This is a genomic window from Mesobacillus zeae, from assembly GCF_003570705.1.
Taxonomy (GTDB): Bacteria; Bacillota; Bacilli; order Bacillales; family Cytobacillaceae; genus Mesobacillus_C; species Mesobacillus_C zeae.
Map to the genome: position 1 here is coordinate 183,869 of NZ_QWVT01000024.1, position 15,790 is coordinate 199,658.

Consider the following 15,790-nt stretch of genomic DNA (forward strand, 5'->3'; position numbering starts at 1 on the left):
CAGGATGACTTATTTAGTTGTAGCTTATTCCATCGTCTGGCTGATTATGTTCGGCTATATTTATAGCCTTGGGAAAAAACAAACAAAGCTATTGAAAGAAATCGAGTTCCTGAAGGAAATGGAAAACGAACATTAAGAATGTGAAGCCATCTCATGCAGAGATGGGGCCGGGAGGAATACCTTATGGACAAAAGAGCAATTCGAATGCTTGTCCTGCTAATGGCCATTGGAGCATTTTTGTATTTTGCGCTCAGCATGAACAAAGGTGAAACCTCCACTGGAGTCGGAGAGAAGATGGTGGATTTTAATCTTGAGGACATCAATGGAAAGAATGTAAGACTGTCTGATTTTAAAGGGAAGATTGTTGTCCTGAACTTCTTTGCCACATGGTGCGGTCCTTGTGTGGATGAAGCTCCAGAGCTGGAAGCTTTCGAGCAGGAATACGGGAAAGACACGAAGCTATTGATTATAGATTTGGGTGAGACAAGGGATCGAGTGAAAAAATTTGTGAAAGAGCATAATACGACATCGGCTTATCTATTTGATTACAACATGGAGGTCAAAGAACAGTACCGGGTTACAGGCCAGCCGGAAACCTTTGTGATCGACCAGAAAGGGATTGTACGTGAACATTATAGCGGCCCTTTGACAAAAGAGGATTTATACTCAATGGTGAAAAAATATGAATAGAGTAGAGAAAAAACAAAGCCTGGCTATGTAGCCAGGCCTTGTTTTTTCTCTACTTCAGGATTTCAAACCTGGCAGTTACAATAGCTTTTACTTGTACCATCCCGGGTTCCGGCACTGTGCTGCTGGCGCCGCTTTTCGCAAGAAACGGAACTGGCGGCGGAGAGGATGATGCTTCTGTTATCTCAACAGGGATAGGAGAAACCTTCACTCCCATTGTATTTCCGATAAGTACGGCTTTCTCCCATGCATTCCTGACTGCTGATGAAAGGGCACTGAGGTAAAGTGCATCTGCATTTGCCAAAGAGAACTGTACTCCGAAAATTTCATTTGCCCCATTTTCCACACTTTTGTCTATCAGTGTACCAGCTTGATTAATGTCTCTGATTTTTATTGCCAAAAGATGTGTGACCCTATAGCCCTGGAACAGTTGCTTTCCTTCTTCATAGCTGTATATGGATTCGATTCTGTACTGGGTTGTCTGTATATCTTCCTGTTTTACTCCCAGATTTAAGAGTGCGGCTGTTACATTGGCTGTATCGCGCGCATTTCTTTCCTGGGCATCCTTTAGCTTCATGCTTTCCGTTCTAACCCCCAAAATGGCAGAAGCAGTGTCCGGTTCTGTTTGACGAATCCCCTCACCCTGAACATTGATTAGCGTTTGCGTCGTTCCATTACGATCAAACATGTCCTCACCACATTCTTTTTTTTCTATATAATATGGCAAGATCTACAGGACCATTCCAATACCGCTAATTCATCATTCTCGCCCTGCTGCTCCCGGTGATTTATCAGTGTTTTCCTGTGAATTGTACGCCGGGTCGGAATGCGGCTTCCGGGTATTTCCTTTCACATCTCCAATATAGCTGTTCACATGCCTTTGCGCTTTCTGAAACTTATCGTGATTTTCGTTGACCATGTTATCTACTCCTTTCTTTAACATTGTTTTCAAAAGGGCTAAGAAATATGAGGGTTTGTCTGTTCCTAAACCGTCCATAATTTCCTCCAGCTGCAATCATTGCTTTGTCCGGAGTCATAAAGTGTCCAAGAGCGCATACATTTTAATATGTGATGCGCTTGTCCCCTGGGAGGAATAGATATGAAAGAAGTCATCTCTTTTTTGCCAAAACAGATCGCGGCCGAGCTTAAAAAGCTCCCTCCAACTAAGTCACAGCTGGCGGAGGAAATCCGTGTCAGGATCAATCGCCCGCTAGAGGTAACAGCGGAAGGATCCCCAATTTTCCTACCTTATATTGTTAAGCCGGAGGATGGGTTCCATCTTTTGAATAAGCTTGGGAATTTCTCGATGTATACACTGGAAGAAGAATTAAAAAGAGGTTACATTACCATCGCCGGAGGCCACCGAGTAGGATTGGCTGGAAAAGTTATTCTCGAGAACGGAAGGGTAAAATCCATTAGGGATGTTGCTTCCTTCAATATCCGGATCGCCCGGGAGAAGATCGGGATTGCCACCCCGCTTCTTCCCTATATTTATAATGGTTTGTGGCTTCATACAATGATTATTGGGCCTCCACAGACAGGAAAAACAACTCTTCTGCGCGATTTGGCCCGCTGCATTTCAGACGGGAAGCGGGAAAAAGGGATTCTCCCTCTGAAAGTGGGAATCGTCGATGAAAGGTCTGAAATTGCCGGGTGTGTAAATGGCATTCCACAACTGACATTCGGCCCAAGGGTTGATGTGCTTGATTCGTGTCCAAAAGCAGAAGGAATGATGATGATGGTCCGCTCGATGAGCCCGGATGTGCTCGTTGTCGACGAAATAGGCCGTGATGAGGATGCGGTTGCGATACTGGAAGCTGTAAATGCAGGAATCACCCTGTTGATGACCACACATGGACATTCGCTTGCTGACATCATGAGACGGCCAGTTATGAAACCGATAATCGAGCAAGGAATTTTTACCCGCTACATTGAACTGTCGCGTTCCTCCGGCCCTGGAACCGTTGCCAGCATCAAAGACAGCAGCGGCCGGGATATAAGCAAGCATAAAGTGAGTGTGAATATGTCATGATCAAAATCATGGGTGCTGCCTTGATTATTGCTGCATCAACATGGATGGGCATTGAGGCTTCAAGGCATTTCAGCGAACGTCCAAAACAGCTTCGATTATTGAAATCTGCACTTCAATCTCTTGAAGCGGAAATCATGTATGGCCATACCCCTCTCCACGAAGCGTCAAGAAGGCTTTCAGCACAGCTGCCAAAGCCTTTATCCGTACTGTTCGCTGACTTTTCAGCCAGGCTGACAAATTCCGAAACAACCGTAAGCGCTGCCTGGAGAGAAAGCCTGGAAGAAGTATGGAAAGAAACAGCCTTAAGGCAGGGAGAGTTTGAAATCATGAAGCAGTTCGGAGAGACGCTTGGGCGCCATGACAAGATGTCGCAGCAAAAACAAATCCAACTGGCCATTTCCCATCTTCAAAGGGAAGAAGGGGACGCGTTCGAAAAACAAACGAAATACGAGAAAATGGTGAAAAGTCTTGGATTTTTATCAGGATTATTACTAATTATCCTACTGATGTAGTGTATAGGGGGAAGTCAGGATGGGCATGGACGTTGACATTATTTTTAAAATTGCCGGGGTTGGAATCGTGGTGGCTTTTTTGCATACCATCCTTGATCAGGTAGGAAAAAAAGAATACGCGCAATGGGTAACACTTTTTGGATTCATCTATATACTCTTCATGGTCGCTTCCATTATTGATGATCTGTTTGAAAAAATTAAGTCGGTGTTTCTGTTTCAGGGATAAGGGAGGGGTTTGCGATAGAAATCATCCAAATCATCGGCGTTGCGCTGGTTGCAACTTTCCTTGCCCTGATTCTGAAAGAACAGAAGCCGAATTTTGCCTTTTTGCTCGTTGTTTTTACTGGATGTATGATTTTTCTGTTCCTTGTCGACAAAATCTACCTCATCGTCAGCATGGTTGAGAAACTTGCGGCGGATGCCAAAATCAATATCGTCTATGTCGAAACCATTCTTAAAATAATTGGAATTGCCTATATCGCCGAGTTTGCAGCACAAATCACAAAGGATGCAGGTCAGGGGGCAATCGCTTCTAAAATTGAACTTGGCGGAAAAGTGCTCATCCTGGCAATGGCCGTTCCAATTCTTACAGTATTGATTGAAACCATTATTAAGCTGGTTCCTGGATAATAGGAGGTTCAGCTTTAACAGGCGAGGTGAAAAAATGAAACATCGGCTGCATTCCATAATCTTAGTCGTTCTCCTGCTTTCCCTATTCCCTTTTTCGGGTGTACAAGCTGCCGGAGAAGAAGAGAAAAAGGCACAGCCAGTAGATGTCCAAAAAATGGCTGAAGAACAGCTGGACGAATTAAAGCTGGATGAGCTGAAAGTCTTCTGGGAAGACATCACGGCAGAGTACGGCGGGTATTTGCCTGAAAGCCAGAAGGGAAGCTTGTATGAATTTATCAAAGGCGAGAAGAGTTTTTCCCTGAAGGAGTGGTCCACCGGTATACTCAAGTTTGCGTTTTATGAATTAACCGCAAACGGAAAGCTTTTGGGAACCCTTGTTTTGCTGACGGTTTTCAGCATGTTTCTGCAGACTCTCCAAAATTCTTTTGAACAAAGTACGGTCTCAAAGGTTGCATACTCTATTGTTTTTATGGTGCTGATCATCATCGCACTCAACAGCTTTCATATTGTTCTGGACTATACAAACAAAGCGATCGAAACAATGATCCAATTTATCCTCGCCCTAGTGCCACTGCTTCTTGCCTTGATAGCTTCATCTGGCGGCCTTGTTTCGGCGGCTTTCTTCCATCCCATCATCTTGTTTCTCATGAACACCAGCGGCATATTCATTCAATATGTTGTTCTGCCCCTTCTGCTCCTGTCGGCACTTCTCGGGATTGTAAGCATTCTTACTGAACACTACAAAGTGACTCAGCTTGCAGGAATGCTCCGGAATTGGAGCATTGGCTTACTTGGCTTGTTTCTGACAGTATTCCTCGGTGTAATCTCTGTCCAGGGCGCTGCCGCAGCAGTGACAGACGGGGTGACGGTGAAAACGGCCAAATTTATCTCCGGGAATTTTATTCCGGTCATTGGAAGGGCCTTTACAGATGCAGCGGAAACCGTAATTAGCGCTTCCGTCCTTCTTAAGAATACGGTCGGGATTGCAGGAGTTGCCATCCTGCTCCTCATTGCAGCTTTTCCAGCAGTCAAAATCCTTCTGATTGCTTTTATTTATAAATTCGCGGCTGCTATCCTGCAGCCGCTTGGCGGAGGGCCCGTCATAGCCTGCCTTGATGTAATCAGTAAAAGTATCATCTATGTTTTTGCCGCACTTGCCATTGTCTCTCTGATGTTTTTCCTGACAATCACGGTCATCGTGGCAGCCGGGAATCTATCTATGATGGTCAGATAGGAGTAGGATCATGGATTTTTTAAAAGAATGGGTTGCGAATATTATTTTCTTCATTCTCCTGGCAACGGTCCTTGACATGCTTCTTCCAAATTCGGCGATGCAGAAATATGTCAAAATTGTCACTGGACTGCTTTTGATTGCGATCATCCTTTCCCCTGTTCTGAAAATTTTTTCAGGGGATTTCGATAAAATGCTGGAAAATATTACTTCAGAAAGCAGAGGCGAAGAGAACCATCAAATGGAAAGTTTAATAGAAATGAAGAAAACAGAAATACAAGCCTCCCAGCATGCATATATTTTAGAACAAATGGCTGTCCAACTGAAAGCGGACGCGGAGGAGGAGTTGATGGAACAGCACGGAATGGCGATAGCTGCGGTAGATATTAAAGTTAATGAGCGAGACAAGCGTTCATTCCCTGAAAACCTGGAATTGATTACCGTACACCTTAAAGAAGCAAGCGGTAATAAGGATGGAGCAGTTCCCGCAGTACAAGAAGTAAAAATTGACACAGAACAACCCCTTCCATCAAGCAAAAGGTCAAAGAGGAATGAAGAGGCAGCTTCTCTTCTGGCGGAAAAATGGAATGTTCCTGAAAATTCAATTCAAATTGTGTCAGAAGGGAGGCTCCTAAAGCAATGAAGGGCAATGAAAAAGGCCCGCTTACCTGGATAAGGGACCGCTTTTTCCAGAGAAGCAGCCCGGCAGAAAAAAAAACTGGGAAATATCCATACTTCCTCTTGGTTGTTCTCGTGGGCATAGCAGCTATGCTAGTGGGTAATATTTTCGATAAAAATCAGCCTAACAGCACTCCGGCCATGAGCCAGAAAGAAAGCGAAAAGACTGTTCCGGCATTTGGGCCCAGGAAATCAGGGCGGAGCGATACGATCAGTAAATATGAGGAAGCCTGTGAAGCACAGCTAAAGGATGCATTAGAGGGGATTGCCGGCGTAAGAGATGTTTCAGTCATGGTTAATGTTGATGCAACCGAGAAGAAGGTACTTGAAAAAAATACGGTGACCCAGTCGCAGACAACGGATGAAACTGACCGGGATGGCGGGAGCAGGAAGGTGGAAGACCTTTCAAAGGATGAACAGCTCGTTATTGTCCGCAGCGGGGAGAAAGAAACACCGATTGTGTTAGAGACGAAGAAACCTGAAATCAGAGGGGTGCTCGTTGTGGCAAGAGGAGCAGAAAATATCCAGGTGAAAAAGTGGATCCTGGAGGCTGTTACCAGATCGCTCGATGTGCCAAGCCATCGTGTGTCGGTCTTGCCGAAAAAATCTAAGGGGGATTAATGAATGTTATTAAAAAAACAAACTGTATGGTTATTGACAATGCTGAGCCTTGTGGTGGTGCTATCCGTCTATTATATTACCTCACCGGAGCAGAACATGTCAGACATGGCGACATTGGAAGAAAAGAAGGAAGAGAGTGCGAAAACGGTTGAAAACAAAAAGGAGGCTGCCACTGAAGCAAAGGATGGAAAAACGGTTATTTCAACAGCAGCTTCCGATGAAGCGTTCGAATCCCTTCGCCTCCAGCTGACTGACCAGCGCAACCAAATGAAAGAAGAGCTTCAGGAAATTGTTGCTTCAACCGACTTACCGCCTGAACAGCGCAATGATGCCTATGAAAAAATGAAAGAACTTGATGATATCTCACAAAAGGAAGGCGTACTGGAAACGCTGATCAAATCAATGGACTATGAGGATGTCCTTGTCAGGGCAGATGGAGAAAAAGTAAGGATTACCGTTAAAGCTGACAAACATTCACGGTCGAAAGCAAATGAAATCATCCAGATGGTTAGAACAGAACTTGGTGCGGTCCAGCCTGTAGTCGTTGATTTTCAGCCTGGAAAATAACACACAGAACATGATTGGGATATGAAGCCAGCGGCCTGGCAAAGTGCCTGACACTTTGCCAGGCCGCTCTTATTTTTAACCAGGTGAAGACAAAAAAGAAGAAACGGCCATTTGCAATGAATTAAAAATTCACTTTTAATTCAGAAAAGATTAGAATAGAATAGGACTATCGTTTTCGTTCTTTACGTAATGTATTGAACTATAACATGGTATTATCGTATAGTATTAGTAGTTAGTCATAATTACTATTTTAGAAAATTAGGACAAGGGGTGCCCATAATGTTGAAAGTGCAAGAAATCCGTGAACTGATTAAACTAGTCGATCAATCAAGCATCGATGAGTTTGTTTATGAGTATGAAGGTTCAAAAATTAAAATGAAGAAAAGCCAAGCTGCTCACAAGGCTGTTGAGATGATTGCCATGCCAGCGGCAATGGAAGCAGTGCAGCAAGTACAAGCTCCAGTCCATGTGCAGCCGGCAGTGGCGGTTGCAGTCGCAGAGCCAGTACAGGAACCGAAGAAAGAAGAGATTAAGGAAACAGCGAACCTACATAAAATCACTTCTCCAATGGTTGGAACTTTTTATCAATCTCCAACTCCGGATGCAGATTCCTATGTAATAGCCGGCTCAAAAGTTACAAAGGATTCAGTTGTCTGTATCGTTGAGGCAATGAAGCTGTTCAATGAAATAGAAGCGGAAGTAAACGGGGAAATCGTAGAAGTGCTTGTTAAAGACGGGCAGCTTGTTGAATATGGCCAGCCTTTGTTCCTGGTAAAGCCAGAGTAAGGAGAGTTTGTGATGATAAAAAAATTATTGATTGCCAACCGGGGAGAAATAGCGGTTCGCATCATCCGCGCATGCCGTGAGCTTGGCGTTGAATCTGTAGCTGTATTTTCCGATGCAGACAGAGAATCGCTCCATGTTCAGCTTGCAGATGAAGCTTACTGTATCGGCCCTAAAGCATCGAAGGACAGCTATTTGAATTTCACCAATATTATCAGCGTTGCAAAACTTACCGGGTGTGATGCTTTACATCCAGGCTATGGTTTTCTTGCTGAAAATGCCGATTTTGCCGAACTGTGCAGGGAGTGCAACATCATCTTTGTCGGTCCGACTCCAGAAGCAATTCAAAAAATGGGGACAAAAGATGTTGCCAGGGAAACAATGAAGAAAGCGAATGTTCCGATTGTTCCTGGTTCAAAGGGCATAATCAACAGCAACGAAGAGGCTGTTGAACTTGCAGGGGAAATTGGCTATCCTGTCATCATTAAGGCGACTGCCGGAGGCGGCGGAAAAGGAATCCGGGTTGCCAGGACAGAGGAAGAAATGCTGAAAGGAATCAGCATTACCCAGCAGGAAGCAATGACTGCTTTTGGCCATCCCGGAGTTTATATTGAGAAATATATCGAGGATTTCCGCCACGTGGAAATCCAGGTGCTTGCTGACCAGCATGGCAACACCATTCACCTTGGGGAGCGTGATTGTTCCATCCAAAGACGTCTGCAAAAGCTGCTCGAAGAGACGCCATCACCTGCCCTTGACGGAGAAATCCGCAAAGAAATGGGAGATGCCGCAGTCAAAGCGGCAAAAGCAGTTGCCTATACGGGTGCCGGCACGGTAGAATTTATTTATGATTACCGTAACCGCAAGTTTTATTTTATGGAAATGAATACGCGTATCCAGGTGGAACACCCAGTGACGGAAATGGTGACAGGGGTCGATTTGATCAAGGCGCAGATCAAGGTGGCTTCAGGAGAAAAGCTTGGGCTTACACAGGAAGAAGTTAGTTTCAATGGTTGGGCAATTGAGTGCAGGATCAATGCTGAAAATCCTGCAAAGAACTTTATGCCTTCACCGGGAAAAATTAACATGTACCTGCCTCCTGGTGGGCTTGGAGTCAGGATTGACTCTGCCGCCTATCCCGGCTATTCGATTCCGCCTTATTACGACTCCATGATTGCGAAGGTGATCACGTACGGGAGCAGCAGGGAAGAAGCAATCAGCCGTATGAAGAGGGCTTTGGCCGAATTCGTGGTTGAAGGGGTCCATACGACCATTCCTTTCCATTTAAAATTACTTAGCCATGAAAAATTCGTGGAGGGCAATTTTAATACGAAGTTCCTGGAAATATACGATATAATGGCAGAAGAATAACAGGAGGTGCAAGCAATGAGTGAACAGCGTGTACTTGAAATGAGCAATGGAGACAATGGCTTGGGCAAGGTTGAAATCGCACCGGAAGTCATCGAAGTCATTGGCGGCATTGCCGCATCGGAAGTCGAGGGCGTTACACAGATGAGAGGCAGTTTTGCTGCCGGCGTTGTTGAACGGCTCGGAAAAAAGAACCATGGTAAAGGTGTCAAGGTTGAGCTTTCTGACGAAGGTATCATAGTGGACGTATTTTGTGTAATGAAGTTTGGTGTTTCCATTCCTTCAGTTGCGCAAAAAATCCAGGATAACATCCGCCAGGCGCTGCTCAACATGACCGCGCTTGAAGCAGCAGAAGTCAACATTCATGTTGTGGGCATCCAATTCGAAAACCAAAAGCCTGAAAGCGATTTCGAACAGGAGCTATAAGCAAGAGGAAAAACCAAAGCCATCAAAGGTCTTTGGTTTTTTCTTTGAAAATTTATTGTGAATATGCGGCAACCATATATAAATGTCTTTTGAAAAGCTAAAAATAACATGGAAGGCATGCGAAAACATAATTGTTGTGCTATTATCATGTTAGGAAAGAGACAGGCTTACAGCCGCAAAGGAGCCAAGAAACTGAATGAAAAGAAGAACAGCAAGAGAAAAGGCGTTACAGGCCTTATTCCAGATCGATATAAGCAAAGCAGAGCCGGAGGATGCTATTTCCCATGTGCTCGATGATGAGCAGGGAGATGCTTACTTGACAAGGCTAGTTGAAGGTTTTGTCGAAAACAAGGACAAGATCGATGACGAAATCAAACTCCATCTTGAAAAATGGACAATTGACAGGCTGGCAAACGTTGACAGGAATTTGCTTCGCCTTGGTGTTTTTGAACTTATGTTTTGCAATGAAGAAGTACCGGGTAACGTCGTTTTAGATGAAGCGATAGAAATAGCCAAAATATACGGGGATGACCAATCAAGCCGGTTTATAAACGGAGTGCTTTCAAAAGTAATGCAGCGCCACTCATAAAATGCGGATATGGTAATGGTTATCTCCAAGGAAGCGGGGGGAGTATTGGTGACAGCACAGATCATTGACGGTAAACAAATAGCAAAGAAGAAACGCGGGGAAATTGCTGCTGAAGTGGAAGAGCTAAAGTCTGAAGGAGTCACTCCAGGGCTTGCAGTTGTTCTTGTTGGCAGCAACCAAGCTTCAAAGGTATATGTGGGAAGCAAACAAAAAGCATGCAGTGAGCTTGGCATGCACTCCGAACTTGCGGAATATCCCGAAACCCTCAGCGAAGAAGAATTGCTGGAGAAAATTGAACAGCTGAACAATGATGAAGCAATCCATGGAATCCTTGTCCAGCTGCCGCTGCCTAAGCATATCAGCGAAAAACGGGTCATTGAAGCGATCTCTCCTGAAAAGGACGTCGATGGTTTCCATCCTGTTAATGTAGGCAGAATGATGACTGGACAGGATGCGTTCCTGCCTTGCACCCCTTTTGGGATTATGGTAATGCTTCAGGAAACCGGGATTGAATTGGCTGGCAAGCATGCGGTTGTTATTGGCCGCAGCAACATTGTCGGCAAACCAGCCGGACAGCTTTTACTGAATGAAAATGCGACTGTCACATATTGCCATTCAAAGACGAAGGATTTGAAAAAGTTTACGTTAGATGCGGATATTATTGTTTCTGCAGTTGGCAGAAACCGTATGGTTACCGCAGAGCATGTGAAAAAAGGCGCCGTGGTTATCGATGTGGGAATGAACCGCGATGAGGCAGGAAAATTATGCGGAGACGTGGCTTTCGATGAAGTTAAAGAAATAGCCGGATACATCACCCCTGTACCGGGCGGGGTTGGCCCGATGACCATTACGATGCTTATGTTCAATACATTGAAGTCTGCGAGAAAACAGCTGGAAAAGCTGCAACACTGCAACGCCTAATTGCTGGCTGCCTGTATCCTGATAAATCAGGAATTCGAATCTGTCCACTAGCGGCGGAGGGGAATTCCTGAATTTAAATGGGTATGGGCAGTTTTGTTAGAATGGCAAAATAAATCAGGCGGAAACAGAAACCCGGCCAGCAAAGTTCCTTTGCGCAGAAAAGAGGTGGGCCATGCAAGAACAGCATTTTTTGACGATAAATGCGTTGACTAAATACATAAAAAGAAAGTTCGATGCTGATCCGCATTTGCAGGATGTTTATGTGAAAGGTGAAATATCGAATTTCAAACAGCACTCGAGCGGCCATATGTATTTCACCCTGAAAGATGAAAGAGCCAGGATTTTGGCAGTGATGTTCTCTAGCTTTAACAAGTCTGTTAAATTCCGGCCGGAGAACGGGATGAAGGTTCTGATCAGGGGAGACATTACGGTGTATGAGCCAAGTGGGCAGTACCAGGTGTATGTAAAGGAAATGAGACCTGACGGAATCGGTGATTTGTTTTTAGCATATGAACAGCTGAAAGAGCGTCTGGAGAAAGAAGGATTGTTTTCCCCTCAACATAAAAAGGAGCTCCCCAAATACCCGCAAAAGGTCGGTGTTGTTACATCCCCTACGGGCGCAGCCATCCGCGATATTATTACAACAATCAACCGCAGATACCCAATTGCCGATATTTTGATCTTTCCAGCTCTTGTTCAGGGAGAGCAGGGTGCCCGTTCGATTGTCAAGGCGATTGAAAAAGCGAACGAAATGGGAGGGCTGGATGTTCTGATTATCGGCCGTGGCGGAGGGTCGATCGAAGAACTATGGTCATTCAATGAAGAGGCTGTAGCAAGGGCTATTTTCTCATCAAAAATTCCTATCATTTCGGCTGTGGGGCATGAAACAGATTTTACTATTGCCGACTTTGTTGCAGACATGAGGGCGCCTACCCCAACAGGAGCAGCTGAAATTGCTGTTCCCCATATCGACGAATTGATGGAGAGGGTAATGGACCGGCAGGCCAGGCTCCTCAGGGCAATGAAGGAAAAAGTGGGAATCCAGCATGAACGGTACAAGAGATTGCGCCAATCGTATGCATTTCGTTATCCGCGCCGTTTGTACGAGCAAAAGCTTGAACAGGTTGACCGGCTGACCGAATCACTTTCCCGGGCTTCAAAGCAGATGTTCTCCATGAAGGAGGATTCACTCAACCATCTGGGAAAAAGGCTTTTTCGCAGTAACCCTGCAGAACTTGCAAAAATTTCGGTGGAAAACCATCTCCGGTTGACGAAAAACCTGAACAGGGCAATGATATCCATTGTAAATGGTAAGCGAAGAGAGCTAAATGCCGCGGTGCAGACATTGGATGCGCTTAGCCCCTTAAAGATTATGGACAGAGGATACAGCCTTGCTTATACAGATGGAGGCAAGCTGATAAAAGCCGTATCACAAGTTAAGAAAGACGACCATATAACTGTAAAACTTCCTGATGGAAAATTGGATTGCGTTGTAACAAATGTGGAAGAGGGGGATTAAGATGGCTGAAGAGAAATTGACGTTTGAACAGGCTATGGAAAAGCTGGAAACTATTGTTGAAAAGCTTGAAGAAGGAGATGTTCCTTTAGAGGAAGCCATTTCTTATTATAAACAAGGTGTGGAACTGTCAAAATTATGCCATGATAAATTAAAAAGTGTAGAAACGCAGCTTACGCAGGTGCTAACAGAAGATGGACAGGTGGCAAGCTTTTCTGTCAATGAGGAGGAGTAAAACGTGGAATCCAATTTGTTAGATCGCTTTTTCGCCCAGTATAAACTTCTTGTTGAACAGAGGCTATCTGAAGCAGTGTCAAACCTTAACGCCCCCGTAATTCTGAAAGAATCGATGCTTTATTCCCTGGAGGCAGGAGGAAAGAGGATACGCCCGCTTCTGCTGTTTGCAACACTTGAGGCATTCGGAAAAGACCCAGCAAGCGGTGCGGAAGCGGCAGCTGCCATTGAAATGGTTCATACTTATTCATTGATCCATGACGATCTTCCCAGCATGGATGACGATGCCCTTCGGAGGGGAAAACCGACAAACCATATCGTTTATGGAGAGGCCACTGCTATCCTTGCAGGCGATGCACTTCTTACACACAGTTTCAGGCTTTTAGCCGATATTCCTGAACAAGTGGCTGATGCCAGCGTTAAGCTTGGACTTATCGCAGGCCTGTCAGATGCAGCTGGTGCAGAAGGGATGGTCGGAGGCCAGACCGCCGATATGCAGGGAGAAGGCAAGGAGCTGTCCCTCGGGGAGCTGGAGTACATTCATCTGAACAAGACGGGAAGGCTCCTTGCATACAGTGTGCTGGCAGGTGCCTTGCTTGCCGGAGCGGATGCCCACACAAGGGAAAAATTATCAAAATTCGCATACCATCTTGGTCTTGCTTTTCAGATCAGGGATGACATTCTGGATCTTGAGGGTACGGAGGAACAAATTGGCAAACCAGTTGGAAGCGACGAAGGAAACAAGAAAAGCACATATCCATCCCTTCTCAGTCTGGACGGAGCAAGGGAAGCTCTCCTCGAGCATCTTGCAAAGGCTAAAGAAGCTTTAGCGGGATCCGGCCTGGAGACAAGCCTTCTTGAAGGCATAACGGATCTAATCGGGTTCCGTAATTCTTGAAACTTCCCCACGATTGAGGCGCCATTTTGTTTATGATATAATTGAACTGTTTTATAGGCTGTGTTCTATGATGGTTAAATAAAGATTCTGCTATATAACGGTGCCGTTATCACGATCGTGTTAGCGGCCCTTTTTTCCGAAAAAGGGGCAGGCTCCTTAAAGGCACGGATAATAAGTCACAAATGAAAGTGAGTGGTCCGATATGGATCTATTGTCAATAAAAGACCCTTCCTTCCTGAAAAAACTTTCAAACAAAGAGCTGGAAGCACTTAGCGGGGATATTAGGCAATTTCTTATAGAAAATTTATCAAGGACTGGAGGCCATATCGGACCTAACCTTGGAGTAGTTGAACTAACAATCGCACTCCATAAATGTTTCGATAGCCCAAAAGACAAAATCATCTGGGATGTCGGGCATCAATCCTATGTCCATAAAATCCTTACTGGACGCGCTTGCCAGTTTGAAACACTTCGTCAGTTTAAAGGGCTGTGCGGGTTTCCGAAAATGATTGAAAGCGAACATGATGTATGGGAAACAGGACATAGCTCCACTTCTCTTTCCGCAGCAATGGGAATGGCGGTAGCACGGGACCTGAAAAATGAAGACGCGCACATCATACCAGTGATTGGCGACGGTGCTCTTACTGGGGGGATGGCGCTTGAAGCGCTAAACCATATAGGCCATAAAAAAGAAAAAATGATTGTTATCCTTAATGACAATGAGATGTCAATCGCCCCGAATGTCGGTGCCCTCCATAATGTCCTTGGAAGGCTAAGGTCGGCAGGGAAGTATAACAGGGCGAAAGATGAGCTCGAAATGCTGTTGAAGAAAGTGCCTGCTGTTGGCCAGCAGCTTGCAGTAACTGCAGAAAGAATTAAAGACAGCCTTAAATATTTGTTTGTTTCAGGTATGTTCTTTGAGGAACTTGGCTTTACGTATCTTGGCCCGGTAGACGGCCACAATTTTGACGATTTGTTCGAAAACCTGACATATGCGAAAAAATTGGATGGCCCTGTCATGCTTCATGTCATTACTAAAAAAGGCAAAGGCTACCGTCCTGCAGAAAATGACAAGATTGGTACATGGCACGGGACAGGCCCTTACAAAATGGATACCGGAGACTTCCTGAAGCCTGCCGCTACTCCACCCGCCTGGAGCAAGCTGATCAGTGAAACTGTCCGGAAGATCGCAAGAACTGATAAACGGGTCGTGGCCGTTACACCTGCGATGCCTGTCGGTTCTAAGCTTGAAGGTTTTGCTAGTGAGTTCCCTGACAGGATGTTCGATGTTGGAATTGCGGAACAGCATGCCACAACGTTTTCAGCGGGTCTTGCTACGCAAGGCATGAAGCCGTTCCTGGCTATCTATTCAACATTCCTCCAGCGTGCGTACGATCAGGTTGTACACGATATTTGCAGGCAAAACCTGAATGTTTTTATCGGAATTGACCGGGCAGGGCTTGTGGGTGCCGACGGAGAGACTCATCAGGGAGTATTCGATATCGCTTTCTTGAGGCATCTACCGAATATCGTGTTAATGATGCCGAAAGATGAAAACGAAGGACAGCACATGGTGTGTACGGCACTCTCCTATGATGACGGGCCAATTGCTTTGCGTTTTCCGCGCGGCAACGGTTTAGGTGTTCCGATGGATGAAGTGCTTAAACCAATTCCAATCGGCACATGGGAAGTGCTTAAAGATGGGGATGATGCTGCCATTCTGACTTTCGGCACTACCATTCCGATGGCATTTGAGGCAGCCGAAGAACTTGAAAAACAGGGAATTAGCGTAAGGATTGTCAATGCAAGATTCCTTAAGCCGCTCGACATAGACATGCTTACAGAAATACTCAGCCAAAATATACCGATCCTTACCATTGAAGAAGCTATTCTTCAAGGCGGTTTTGGAAGCTTCGTTATGGAAACAGCACAGGAATTGGGCTTTGAAAATGCTGTGATTGATCGGATGGGCATTCCTGATCAATTCATTGAGCATGGAAGTGTGGATGATCTCCTGAAAGAGATCAGGCTTACATCTGAGGAAGCAGTCCTAAGGACGAAGAAACTTGCAAAGCAAAAAGAAAAAAGGGCGTAGGT

At 45.2% G+C, this 15,790-nt stretch carries 21 protein-coding genes; 19 read left to right on the forward strand and 2 right to left on the reverse strand.

Annotated elements, in window-relative coordinates; all coding sequences use genetic code 11:
• The first annotated feature begins 4 nt into the window (after window positions 1–4).
• Window positions 5–136 carry a CcmD family protein gene (locus D1970_RS14975; RefSeq protein WP_119113673.1) on the forward strand — a complete coding sequence of 44 codons (132 nt, stop codon included), beginning with the start codon at window positions 5–7 and terminating at the stop codon, window positions 134–136.
• Window positions 137–183: 47 nt separating this feature from the next.
• Entirely contained in the window at window positions 184–690 is a 507-nt protein-coding gene (locus tag D1970_RS14980; protein ID WP_181213209.1) for a TlpA family protein disulfide reductase, read from the forward strand.
• Between the two features lie 49 nt (window positions 691–739).
• Here D1970_RS14980 and D1970_RS14985 read toward each other — a convergent pair whose 3' ends face one another.
• Both D1970_RS14985 and D1970_RS14990 read right to left on the reverse strand, forming a co-directional pair.
• On the reverse strand, window positions 740–1,375 hold the full coding sequence (locus tag D1970_RS14985) for an SIMPL domain-containing protein (RefSeq protein WP_119113675.1): 636 nt from the start codon (window positions 1,373–1,375) through the stop codon (window positions 740–742).
• Between the two features lie 72 nt (window positions 1,376–1,447).
• Window positions 1,448–1,684: a hypothetical protein gene (locus tag D1970_RS14990; RefSeq protein ID WP_119113676.1), complete on the reverse strand. Its 237-nt coding sequence runs from the start codon at window positions 1,682–1,684 to the stop codon at window positions 1,448–1,450.
• Between the two features lie 102 nt (window positions 1,685–1,786).
• Here D1970_RS14990 and spoIIIAA point away from each other — a divergent pair, with 102 nt between their 5' ends.
• The 17 genes from spoIIIAA (at window position 1,787) to dxs (ending at window position 15,788) form a co-directional block, all read left to right on the forward strand.
• Window positions 1,787–2,719: a stage III sporulation protein AA gene (spoIIIAA, locus tag D1970_RS14995; protein ID WP_119113677.1), complete on the forward strand. Its 933-nt coding sequence runs from the start codon at window positions 1,787–1,789 to the stop codon at window positions 2,717–2,719.
• Window positions 2,716–3,231: a stage III sporulation protein SpoIIIAB gene (spoIIIAB, locus tag D1970_RS15000; protein ID WP_119113678.1), complete on the forward strand. Its 516-nt coding sequence runs from the start codon at window positions 2,716–2,718 to the stop codon at window positions 3,229–3,231. The genes spoIIIAA and spoIIIAB overlap by 4 nt, the downstream gene beginning before the upstream one ends.
• A 19-nt stretch (window positions 3,232–3,250) precedes the next feature.
• Window positions 3,251–3,457, forward strand: a complete 207-nt coding sequence (spoIIIAC, locus tag D1970_RS15005) for a stage III sporulation protein AC (protein WP_119113679.1) — start codon at window positions 3,251–3,253, stop codon at window positions 3,455–3,457.
• A 23-nt stretch (window positions 3,458–3,480) separates the two neighbouring features.
• Window positions 3,481–3,861, forward strand: a complete 381-nt coding sequence (spoIIIAD, locus tag D1970_RS15010; protein ID WP_259339681.1) for a stage III sporulation protein AD — start codon at window positions 3,481–3,483, stop codon at window positions 3,859–3,861.
• Window positions 3,862–3,895: 34 nt separating this feature from the next.
• Window positions 3,896–5,095 carry a stage III sporulation protein AE gene (gene spoIIIAE / locus D1970_RS15015; protein WP_119113681.1) on the forward strand — a complete coding sequence of 400 codons (1,200 nt, stop codon included), beginning with the start codon at window positions 3,896–3,898 and terminating at the stop codon, window positions 5,093–5,095.
• Window positions 5,096–5,105: 10 nt separating this feature from the next.
• Entirely contained in the window at window positions 5,106–5,735 is a 630-nt protein-coding gene (gene spoIIIAF, locus D1970_RS15020) for a stage III sporulation protein AF (protein ID WP_119113682.1), read from the forward strand.
• The gene (gene spoIIIAG, locus D1970_RS15025; protein WP_119113683.1) at window positions 5,732–6,391 is read left to right on the forward strand and encodes a stage III sporulation protein AG; all 660 of its coding nucleotides are present in this window, start codon (window positions 5,732–5,734) and stop codon (window positions 6,389–6,391) included. Before spoIIIAF ends, spoIIIAG begins: the two co-directional genes overlap by 4 nt.
• 3 nt (window positions 6,392–6,394) lie before the next feature.
• On the forward strand, window positions 6,395–6,958 hold the full coding sequence (locus tag D1970_RS15030; RefSeq protein ID WP_119113684.1) for a SpoIIIAH-like family protein: 564 nt from the start codon (window positions 6,395–6,397) through the stop codon (window positions 6,956–6,958).
• A 279-nt stretch (window positions 6,959–7,237) separates the two neighbouring features.
• Window positions 7,238–7,744, forward strand: coding sequence for an acetyl-CoA carboxylase biotin carboxyl carrier protein (accB, locus tag D1970_RS15035; protein WP_119113685.1), 507 nt, complete (start codon window positions 7,238–7,240; stop codon window positions 7,742–7,744).
• Window positions 7,745–7,756: 12 nt separating this feature from the next.
• On the forward strand, window positions 7,757–9,112 hold the full coding sequence (gene accC / locus D1970_RS15040; RefSeq protein ID WP_119113686.1) for an acetyl-CoA carboxylase biotin carboxylase subunit: 1,356 nt from the start codon (window positions 7,757–7,759) through the stop codon (window positions 9,110–9,112).
• Window positions 9,113–9,127: 15 nt separating this feature from the next.
• Window positions 9,128–9,535, forward strand: coding sequence for an Asp23/Gls24 family envelope stress response protein (locus D1970_RS15045; RefSeq protein ID WP_119113687.1), 408 nt, complete (start codon window positions 9,128–9,130; stop codon window positions 9,533–9,535).
• Between the two features lie 196 nt (window positions 9,536–9,731).
• Window positions 9,732–10,124 (forward strand): transcription antitermination factor NusB, encoded by a 393-nt coding sequence (gene nusB / locus D1970_RS15050; RefSeq protein WP_119113688.1) that lies wholly within the window; start codon window positions 9,732–9,734, stop codon window positions 10,122–10,124.
• 48 nt (window positions 10,125–10,172) lie between these two features.
• Complete coding sequence (gene folD, locus D1970_RS15055) at window positions 10,173–11,045, forward strand: bifunctional methylenetetrahydrofolate dehydrogenase/methenyltetrahydrofolate cyclohydrolase FolD (protein ID WP_119113689.1); 873 nt, start codon at window positions 10,173–10,175, stop codon at window positions 11,043–11,045.
• Between the two features lie 172 nt (window positions 11,046–11,217).
• A complete protein-coding gene (gene xseA, locus D1970_RS15060; protein ID WP_119113690.1) occupies window positions 11,218–12,564 on the forward strand; it encodes an exodeoxyribonuclease VII large subunit in 1,347 nt (448 codons plus the stop codon).
• A gap of 1 nt (window position 12,565) precedes the next feature.
• The gene (locus D1970_RS15065) at window positions 12,566–12,796 is read left to right on the forward strand and encodes an exodeoxyribonuclease VII small subunit (protein ID WP_119113691.1); all 231 of its coding nucleotides are present in this window, start codon (window positions 12,566–12,568) and stop codon (window positions 12,794–12,796) included.
• 3 nt (window positions 12,797–12,799) lie between these two features.
• On the forward strand, window positions 12,800–13,693 hold the full coding sequence (locus D1970_RS15070) for a polyprenyl synthetase family protein (RefSeq protein WP_259339677.1): 894 nt from the start codon (window positions 12,800–12,802) through the stop codon (window positions 13,691–13,693).
• A gap of 202 nt (window positions 13,694–13,895) precedes the next feature.
• On the forward strand, window positions 13,896–15,788 hold the full coding sequence (gene dxs, locus D1970_RS15075; protein ID WP_119113692.1) for a 1-deoxy-D-xylulose-5-phosphate synthase: 1,893 nt from the start codon (window positions 13,896–13,898) through the stop codon (window positions 15,786–15,788).
• Window positions 15,789–15,790 lie beyond the last annotated feature (2 nt).

What these genes read in the sequence shown, in the direction of transcription:
- D1970_RS14985 (WP_119113675.1), bottom strand. Translation starts at nt 1,375, where the DNA reads ATGTTTGATCGTAATGGAACGACGCAAACGCTAATCAATGTTCAGGGT.
- D1970_RS15030 (WP_119113684.1), top strand. Translation starts at nt 6,395, where the DNA reads ATGTTATTAAAAAAACAAACTGTATGGTTATTGACAATGCTGAGCCTT.
- accC (WP_119113686.1), top strand. Translation starts at nt 7,757, where the DNA reads ATGATAAAAAAATTATTGATTGCCAACCGGGGAGAAATAGCGGTTCGC.
- D1970_RS14990 (WP_119113676.1), bottom strand. Translation starts at nt 1,684, where the DNA reads ATGGACGGTTTAGGAACAGACAAACCCTCATATTTCTTAGCCCTTTTG.
- D1970_RS14975 (WP_119113673.1), top strand. Translation starts at nt 5, where the DNA reads ATGACTTATTTAGTTGTAGCTTATTCCATCGTCTGGCTGATTATGTTC.
- spoIIIAG (WP_119113683.1), top strand. Translation starts at nt 5,732, where the DNA reads ATGAAGGGCAATGAAAAAGGCCCGCTTACCTGGATAAGGGACCGCTTT.
- spoIIIAB (WP_119113678.1), top strand. Translation starts at nt 2,716, where the DNA reads ATGATCAAAATCATGGGTGCTGCCTTGATTATTGCTGCATCAACATGG.
- spoIIIAF (WP_119113682.1), top strand. Translation starts at nt 5,106, where the DNA reads ATGGATTTTTTAAAAGAATGGGTTGCGAATATTATTTTCTTCATTCTC.
- D1970_RS15045 (WP_119113687.1), top strand. Translation starts at nt 9,128, where the DNA reads ATGAGTGAACAGCGTGTACTTGAAATGAGCAATGGAGACAATGGCTTG.
- D1970_RS14980 (WP_181213209.1), top strand. Translation starts at nt 184, where the DNA reads ATGGACAAAAGAGCAATTCGAATGCTTGTCCTGCTAATGGCCATTGGA.
- spoIIIAA (WP_119113677.1), top strand. Translation starts at nt 1,787, where the DNA reads ATGAAAGAAGTCATCTCTTTTTTGCCAAAACAGATCGCGGCCGAGCTT.
- D1970_RS15065 (WP_119113691.1), top strand. Translation starts at nt 12,566, where the DNA reads ATGGCTGAAGAGAAATTGACGTTTGAACAGGCTATGGAAAAGCTGGAA.
- accB (WP_119113685.1), top strand. Translation starts at nt 7,238, where the DNA reads ATGTTGAAAGTGCAAGAAATCCGTGAACTGATTAAACTAGTCGATCAA.
- dxs (WP_119113692.1), top strand. Translation starts at nt 13,896, where the DNA reads ATGGATCTATTGTCAATAAAAGACCCTTCCTTCCTGAAAAAACTTTCA.
- xseA (WP_119113690.1), top strand. Translation starts at nt 11,218, where the DNA reads ATGCAAGAACAGCATTTTTTGACGATAAATGCGTTGACTAAATACATA.
- nusB (WP_119113688.1), top strand. Translation starts at nt 9,732, where the DNA reads ATGAAAAGAAGAACAGCAAGAGAAAAGGCGTTACAGGCCTTATTCCAG.
- spoIIIAC (WP_119113679.1), top strand. Translation starts at nt 3,251, where the DNA reads ATGGGCATGGACGTTGACATTATTTTTAAAATTGCCGGGGTTGGAATC.
- spoIIIAE (WP_119113681.1), top strand. Translation starts at nt 3,896, where the DNA reads ATGAAACATCGGCTGCATTCCATAATCTTAGTCGTTCTCCTGCTTTCC.